Genomic DNA, 4,456 nt, shown 5'->3' with positions numbered 1-4,456 from the left:
GTCCCGCTGGATCCGGTCCGCCGCGTCGGGCCGGATCCGGCCGCCGAACGCCCGGGCGGCGGCGGCCGCCAGGAGCGCGACGGCGCCGCCCAGCAGCAGGACGGCGGTGGTCGACCCGTGGTCCACCACCGCGCCGCCCGCCAGCGAGCCGAGCGCGATGGTGGCCTGGAACGACGAGGTGAACACCACCCCCGCCGCCTCCGGGGCGTCCGGCGCCGCCGCGAGGAACCAGGTCAGCGAGCAGACCGGGACGGCGCCGTACGCCGTACCCCAGAGCACCAGCACCGCCGCGGCGCCCGGACCGGAGGTGCCCACGAGCGGCAGCAGCAGGGTCGCGCCGCCGAGCAGGCCGGCCGCGGTGGCGAGCGCCGGACCGGGCGCCCGCGCCGCCCGGTCGCCGGCGAGGACGTTGCCGAGCAGACCGGCGGCGCCGAAGGCGAGCAGCAGCCAGGTGATCCGTTCCGGCCCGATCCGGGTGACCTCCGCCAGGAAGGGGGTGACGTAGGTGTAGCTGCCGAAGTGGGCCGGCACCACCAGGAAGGTCACCACGAGGCCGGTGCGGGTGCCCCGGCGGGTGAGCAGCGCGCGCAGCACGTCGGTGCCGGTCCCGGCCGACGGGGGCAGCGGTGGCAGTGTGGCGAGGAGCGTGACCAGCACCAGGACGGTGAGCGCGGTCATCGCGGCGAAGGCCGCGCGCCAGCCGGCGACCGAGCCGAGGAACACGCCGGCCGGTACGCCGAGGACGGAGCCCAGCGGGACGGCGGTGAAGATCACGGTGTTCGCCCGGGCCTGCCGGGCCGGCCGGACGAGGCGCGGCGCGAGCCCCGAACCGATCGACCAGAAGGCCCCGATCACCACGCCGAGCGCGACCCGGGCCACCAGCAGGGCCCCGTAGGCGGGGGCGAGCGCGGTGAGCAGGTCCGCGAGCGCCAGCACCACCAGCAGGCCGCAGAGCAGGGTGCGCCGGTCGGCCCGCCCGGCCGCCACCGTGACGACGGGCGCGGCCACCGCGGCGACCAGGCCGGGCAGCGTCATCATCAGCCCGGCCGTGCCGTCGGAGATCCGGAACGAGGCGCCGATCGGGGTGAGCAGTCCGATCGGCAGGATCTCGGTGGTGACGATGGCGAACACGCCGGTGGTCACGGCGAGGACGGCGGGCAGACCGCCGGTCCGGCGGCGTGGTGGCGGGGCGCCGCCGCCGGTCCGGCGCGGGGCGGGGCGGTGGTGTTCGGGCATGCCGGTGGTCCTGTCCGTGGGTGGCGCGGGTTCGGCTCCAAGTCCACCAGCGCACCGGGGTGTTGGACTGGCGTGAATCCGACCTGAACGTCCGGCCGGACCGGATTCCGGCGTCCTGGCCCTGGACTGATACCTCTCACTGAGAGCTAACATGGAGGTATGACCTCGGACGCCCCGAGCACGTCGGACACCGCACTGGGCGAGGAGTTCTCCACCCTCCTCGTCGGCATCCAGCGCCTGGTACGACGACGCCTGCGGGAGGGCTTGACCGAGCCCCGGCTGCGCGGCGCGCAGGTCGAACTGCTGCGGCTGGTCACGGACTCCCCGGGGCTGCGCGTCTCGGACGCGGCCGAGGAGCTCTGCCTGGCCGGCAACTCGGTCTCCACCCTGGTCAACCAGCTGGTCGCGCTGGGCCTGCTGCGCCGCGAGGTGGACCCGACCGACCGCCGGGCCGCCCTGCTGTACACCACCGGGGAGGCCGTCGAACGGCTGGCGGCCTGGCGGGCCCGGCGGACGGCCCTGGTCGGCGAGGTGGTGGCGGAGCTGTCCGCCGACGACCGCGCGGCGCTGGCCGCCGCCCTGCCCGCGTTGCGCGGCGTCGCCACCGGCCTGCGCGCCGGGGAACGGAGGGCGGAGCGATGACGCCGGGGGAGACCGACGCGGTGGTCTGCCGCGCGCTGGAGTACACCTTCCACCGGAGCGGTGGGAGGGGGAAGGGCGGTGGCAGGGGGAAGGACGGCGGGACGAAGGCCGTGGACGGGGTCGACCTGACGGTGCGCGCCGGTGAGGTGTTCGGCCTGCTCGGGCCCAACGGCGCGGGCAAGACCACCACGATCCGGGCGATCACCACCCTGCTCCCGGCGGCCGCCGGCATGGTCCGGGTCTTCGGCCACGACGCGGCCCGGCAGCGGACGGAGGTCCGCCGGCTGCTGGGCTACGTGCCGCAGCAGCTCTCGGCCGACGCGGGGCTGACCGGGCGGGAGAACGTCGAACTGTTCGCCCGGGTCTTCGACGTGCCGAGGTCCGAGCGCGCCGAGCGGGTCGCCCAGGCGCTGGCCGCCGTCGAACTCACCGAGGCCGCCGACCGGATGGCCGGCACCTACTCCGGCGGCATGGTCCGCCGGCTGGAGCTCGCCCAGGCCCTGGTCAGTGCCCCCCGGCTGCTCGTCCTGGACGAGCCCACGATCGGCCTGGACCCGATCGCCCGCGCCGGCGTCTGGGAACGCGTCGACGCCATCCGCCGGGCCACCGGCATGACCGTCCTGGTCACCACCCACTACATGGACGAGGCCGAGCGGCACTGCGACCGGATCGCCCTGATGGACCGCGGCCGGATCCGTGCGCTCGGTACGCCGGCGGAGCTGAAGGAGCGGGTCCGGGAACAGGACCCGAGCCGGCCCGATCCGAGCCTGGACGACGTGTTCCGCCACTTCTCGGGCCGCGGCCTGTCCCGCGGCGAGACCGCGGAAGGAGATTTCAACGATGTCCGCCGAACCCGCCGCACGGCCGGCCGTGTCGGCTGAACCGGCCGGCCGCGCCGCGGCCGCCGACCTCCCCGACCTCGGCCTGCTGCTGGTGCCCCCGCGGGCCCGCACCGGGTGGCGGGTGGTCCCGGCCCGGGTGACCGCGATGTGTGCGGTCGAACTGCAGAAGCTGCGCCACGACCGCACCGAGCTGTACACCCGGGCGGTCCAGCCGGCGCTCTGGCTGCTGGTTTTCGGCGAGACCTTCACCCGGTTGAAGGCGATCCCGACCGGCGGGATCCCCTATCTCGACTTCCTGGCCCCCGGGATCATCGCCCAGTCCGCGATGTTCATCGCGATCTTCTACGGCATCATGATCATCTGGGAGCGGGACTCCGGCGTCCTCACCAAGCTGCTGGTCACCCCGACCCCGCGCGCCGCGCTGGTGACCGGGAAGGCCTTCGCCGCCGGGGTGAAGGCGGTGCTGCAGGCCGCCGTGGTGGTGCTGCTCGCGGCGCTGCTCGGCGTCGCCATGACCTGGAACCCGCTGCGGCTGCTCGGCGTCGTGGCGGCGGTGATGCTCGGATCGGCGTTCTTCGCCTGCCTGTCGACGGCCATCGCCGGCATCGTGCTCACCCGGGACCGGCTGATGGGCATCGGCCAGGCGATCACCATGCCGCTCTTCTTCGCCTCGAACGCCCTCTACCCGGTCGACCTGATGCCCGGCTGGCTGCAGGCGGTCAGCAAGGCCAACCCGCTCAGCTACCAGGTCGACGCGCTGCGCGGGCTGCTGATCGGCACCCCCGCGCACCTCCCGCTGGACTTCGGGGTGCTGGCGCTGGCGACGGTGCTCGGCATCGGGGCGGCCTCCGCGCTCCTGGGCCGGCTCGCGCGGTAGGCGTCAGATCCGTTCGGCCGACCACTGGGGGTCACGGCCGGTGAGGGCCAGCAGCCGCTCCTGGGTGTCGGCGCCGGGAACCACGTCGCGCGACGGGTCGAACTGGCCGCTGCCGGTCAGGTCGCGGTAGCCCCGGAACTCCGCGAACGCGTACCGCGCGGTGTCCGGCGGCAGCCGGCCGCTCTCGCCGAGCGCCCGGGCCAGGTCCCAGCTGTGCACGACCGTCTCGGCGGTCAGCTCCCGCGCGAACCCGCCCAGGTCGCGGACCCCGTACGGCAGGTGCACCAGGAGGTCGGGGGCGCCCGGCCGGTTCAGCGCGCGGACGGCGCTGTCGACGGCCATCGTCCACACGCCGACCGGGTTGCGGCCCAGGACGTCGCCCGCGAAGCGCCGGCCGATCTGCTCCGGGGTGTAGCCGGCCACGGCCTGGCAGACCCAGAGGTGCTGGGCGGTGAGGTGGTTGACCAGCGTGCGGACGTCCCAGGCCCGGCACGGCGTGGGCGCCGACCAGCGGTCCTCGGGAGCGGCTCGGACCAGCCGGGACACCTCCGCCGCGGCGGCCGCGTAGTACCGGCGGACCTCGGCGTGGAAGCCGGAGGGGTGGGGACATTCCATCGCCGGGCCTCCCTTTCCTGCCCTGGTCCCTCCCAGTAAACCGCTACAGGGCGTGACAGGCCAGGGTTCCGCCCCCGGCTTCGCCAGCCGGATCGGACGGCGGTCGCACCGTGACGTGGGGTGGTGGGTGGGTGGTGCGGTTTCTGTCGGGGGGTGCGGCGACGCCGCTGTCCCGGGGTGTGGGGCAGCGGCGTGGTCGTGGTGGGCCCGGGGGTGTGGGGCTGTGGGGGTGTTACTTGGTGAG

General features: G+C 75.1%; 5 protein-coding genes. 3 read left to right on the top strand and 2 right to left on the bottom strand.

Annotation, left to right across the window (positions count from 1 at the left end; all coding sequences use genetic code 11):
* Positions 1-1,236, bottom strand: a 1,236-nt coding sequence (locus ACFXHB_RS44395) for an MFS transporter (RefSeq protein ID WP_380582872.1), incomplete at its 3' end; no start/stop codon positions are given.
* A gap of 159 nt (positions 1,237-1,395) precedes the next feature.
* On the opposite strand from ACFXHB_RS44395, the gene ACFXHB_RS44390 reads away from it, so the two are divergent.
* Genes ACFXHB_RS44390 through ACFXHB_RS44380 form a run of 3 tightly spaced genes read left to right on the top strand, consistent with a single transcriptional unit; the run spans position 1,396 to position 3,597 of the window.
* A complete protein-coding gene (locus ACFXHB_RS44390; protein ID WP_380582870.1) occupies positions 1,396-1,878 on the top strand; it encodes a MarR family winged helix-turn-helix transcriptional regulator in 483 nt (160 codons plus the stop codon).
* A complete protein-coding gene (locus ACFXHB_RS44385) occupies positions 1,875-2,759 on the top strand; it encodes an ABC transporter ATP-binding protein (protein ID WP_380582868.1) in 885 nt (294 codons plus the stop codon). The genes ACFXHB_RS44390 and ACFXHB_RS44385 overlap by 4 nt, the downstream gene beginning before the upstream one ends.
* On the top strand, positions 2,719-3,597 hold the full coding sequence (locus ACFXHB_RS44380) for an ABC transporter permease (RefSeq protein WP_380582866.1): 879 nt from the start codon (positions 2,719-2,721) through the stop codon (positions 3,595-3,597). Before ACFXHB_RS44385 ends, ACFXHB_RS44380 begins: the two co-directional genes overlap by 41 nt.
* A 3-nt stretch (positions 3,598-3,600) precedes the next feature.
* Here ACFXHB_RS44380 and ACFXHB_RS44375 read toward each other — a convergent pair whose 3' ends face one another.
* Positions 3,601-4,212 (bottom strand): TIGR03086 family metal-binding protein, encoded by a 612-nt coding sequence (locus ACFXHB_RS44375; protein WP_380582864.1) that lies wholly within the window; start codon positions 4,210-4,212, stop codon positions 3,601-3,603.
* Positions 4,213-4,456: the final 244 nt, after the last annotated feature.

The organism is Kitasatospora sp. NPDC059327 (genome assembly GCF_042752535.1).
Classification (GTDB): Bacteria; Actinomycetota; Actinomycetes; order Streptomycetales; family Streptomycetaceae; genus Kitasatospora.
Note: the sequence above shows the minus strand (reverse complement) of the source record. Positions and strands in the feature narration are given on the sequence as shown.